Origin of the sequence: Nocardia wallacei (assembly GCF_029869545.1) — a bacterium.
Classification (GTDB): domain Bacteria; phylum Actinomycetota; class Actinomycetes; order Mycobacteriales; family Mycobacteriaceae; genus Nocardia; species Nocardia wallacei_A.
This window is the reverse complement of the sequence record NZ_JARWQD010000078.1, coordinates 1-2,952: the sequence shown is the minus strand read 5'-3', so window position 1 is coordinate 2,952 and position 2,952 is coordinate 1. Positions and strand designations below refer to the sequence as shown.

At 72.2% G+C, this 2,952-nt stretch carries 1 protein-coding gene and 1 pseudogene; both read right to left on the bottom strand.

The window, feature by feature from the left end:
- Window positions 1–421: pseudogene (locus tag QH290_RS05010) on the bottom strand (hypothetical protein); the annotation flags it as partial.
- Between the two features lie 152 nt (window positions 422–573).
- Window positions 574–2,487: an alpha/beta hydrolase-fold protein gene (locus QH290_RS05005; RefSeq protein ID WP_425303552.1), complete on the bottom strand. Its 1,914-nt coding sequence runs from the start codon at window positions 2,485–2,487 to the stop codon at window positions 574–576.
- Window positions 2,488–2,952: the final 465 nt, after the last annotated feature.

Below are 2,952 nucleotides of genomic sequence, written 5' to 3'. Positions count from 1 at the left end.
CCCCCTGGTGGTGTTGGGGTGGGGGGGGGGGTGGTTGTGGGGGCCGGGGGGCGCGCCCGCGCTCCACGCGGCGGGGGGGGGGCGCCGGGGGGGGGGGGGGGGGCGCCCCCCCGCCGCGCTTCTTCAGCTCCGCCACCAGGGCCTCGTCCTTGGCCGACAGCGGCGCGGACCCGGAGGCCACCGTGGGCTCCACCGGCTGCGGCCGCTCGTCGGCGCTGGTGCTCGGGGCGGCCTGGCCGCCCTCCTCCGGCGGGATCTGCAGCACCGACGGGAGCGTCGGGGTGGGTCCGGCAGCCGACGTGGTCGAGGGCTTCAGCGTGGGCGTGCTCGACGCGGTCGAATCGTTGTCACCGCAGGCGGCGAGCAGGCCGGCGGCGGCGATGGCGAATGCCGCCGTCGCGGCTCCGCCACGGCCCGCCACACGGGTTACCTTTCCACGGGTCCGAAGCATGAATTCGTTTCCTCGATCTGTTCAACAGGGCAACGGTCGCCGTCCAGGCTAGCTGTAACCCGCGCGGTCGGGGCATTCCCGGGAAGTGGCCTCAGCCAATTCTCACGGCTCTCAGGGACTCGTCAAATACCGTGGATCTCCGGCTTGCCGTCGCGGACGACGATGAATCCGGTCTGGAAGTTCTGCTGCACCCCTCCCGGCACCGGGAACTCGTCGCTGATCGGGTAGCCGAGCCGGCCGTTCTCGAAGCCCTGCTGGGCCCAGGTATCCATGATCGGCCCGGTGCGCACCGCCCACGTGCCCGACAGCGGGCTCCAATAGATATTGCCGCCCTCGAACGTGCTCACCCGGCCCGCGTCCTTCAGTCCCTGCTCCTCGCCGGTCGGGAAGCCCAGCGGGCTGTTCTCGAACCCGAGCTGCGCGTACTTACCGAGAATCAGCCCCTGCAGCCGGTGCGCGCCGGTCTTCGGGCTGAAGTACATGGTGCCGTTCTCGAAACCCTGCACCACGCCGTCCCGGTTGGGCGTCTTCAGCTCCGCGCCCGCGGGATAGCCCGCGGGACCGCGCTCGAAGCCCTGCGCGCCCCACTCCTGCAGGATCGCGCCGCGCACGATCTGGGCACCGGTCTGCGGGGTCCAGTACACCGAGCCACGCTGGAAGGTCTGGAAGCGACCGCGGCCGTCCGCCAGCAGGGCCTCGGGGCCGATCGGCAGTCCGAGCGGACCGGCGGGGCCCGCGGCGGCCTGATACAGCCCGCCGATCGTGCCCGCCGTCGGATACGCGCCGGCGCCCGCCGACCAGAACACCCGCCCGGCCCGGAAGTCCTGCGCCGTCCCCCCGGCGACCTGGTACTCGGGCGTCACGCAGCCGCCGAGCCACGGATTCGCCTCCGCCACACCGGCGATCGCCCCGCCGGTCTTGCACTCGCCCGCGGCGGCCTCGACACCGAGCGCGGTGGCCGCCTGCGGCCAGGACTGGCGCATCTCGAAATCCCAGTACGGCCAGGTGTGGGTGCCGGAGGCGCGGTAGCTCACCTGCACCGGCACCGACAGCTGGTTCAGCTTGCCGACGAAGTTCTGGGTGGTCAGCCGGGACAGGATCTCGAGCCCCATCCCCGCGTAGTTGGTGCTGATCGCGGGCAGGTCCGGGCTCGGGCTGTCGAAGGCGCCGGTGGTGCCGCTGCCTGCCGAGACGTACAGGCTGATCCCCTTCAGCTTGTCCGCCAGCGCGTACGGGTCGTGCGCCTCCCACTGCTCGGAACCGGGCGGGCCCCACATGGCGTTGGCATCGAATCCGCCGGCGTCGCGCATCGCGAACATGATGGCCTGCGGCATGCCCAGCGTGGTGGTGGTGAGGAAGCCCGAATACGAGGCCGCGTACCGCACCCAGCCGGGATTGCGCCCGGCCAGGAACATCGCGGCCGTCCCGCCCATCGAAAGGCCCTCCACGCCACGCACATTCGTGGCCCGCCACTGGTTCTCCAGCAGCGGCGGCAGCTCCTTGGTGAGGAACGTCTCCCACTTGTAGTTCTTGCCGTTGTTCTGCTGGATCCAGTCCGAGTAGAAGCTGGACTGGCCGCCGACCGGCAGCACCACGGTCACGTTCTTGTCGGCGTAGAAGTCGACGGCACCGGCGTCCTTGGTCCAGCCGCTCTCGTCGTCGGTGGCGCGCAGGCCGTCGAGCATGAACAGCAGGGGGAAGCGCGCCTCCGGCCGGATGTTCCAGTCGCGGGCCAGCAGCAGCTGCACCTGCACGGGAGCGCCCATGGACGGCGAATTGACCCACAGCGCGACGCGCCGGTCGGTCAGCCACACCGCGCGCTGCACGGTGGCACCGGCCGCCGGGGCCGGGGCCGTGCCCGGTGCCACGTTCGGATTCGGCTGGGCCGCGGCGGGTGCGATCGCGGCGGAATAGCCCGCGGCCAACGGCACCACGGCGACGGCGGCCAGCACCGCCAGCCGCACACGGCCGGACCGCGCGCGCCGTAATCGAGCGCCCCGCGCCCGCCCCCACCTACCGTTCGCCACACCTGCCACAGGAGTGTTGTACCGCGCTGCGCACCGCGAACCGCGCAAGACGCGCGGGAACCAGTCAACTTACCCGCCCCACCCCCAACCAAACCGTACGAATCCTCACAAACGGCGCGTCGACCGCGAAACGCCGAGCCCCGCCACCCTCCCACCGTGCCGACCACCCATCCGGCACGGCCACCACCCCATCCCCGGCACAGCGACCACCCCATCCCGGCACGGCCACCACCTCACCCCCGCACGGCCACCATCTCATCCCGGCACGGCGACCACCCCATCCCCGCACGGCGACCATCTCATCCCGGCACGGCGACCACCTCACCCCCGCACGGCGACCACCCCATCCCCGCACGGCGACCACCTCACCCCCGCACCGCGACCACCGCACGCCCGCACGGCCACCACCCCCTCCCCGGCACGGCGACCAGCTCCTCCCCGGCATGCTTTTGGCCGGGGCCAAACGCACTGGGG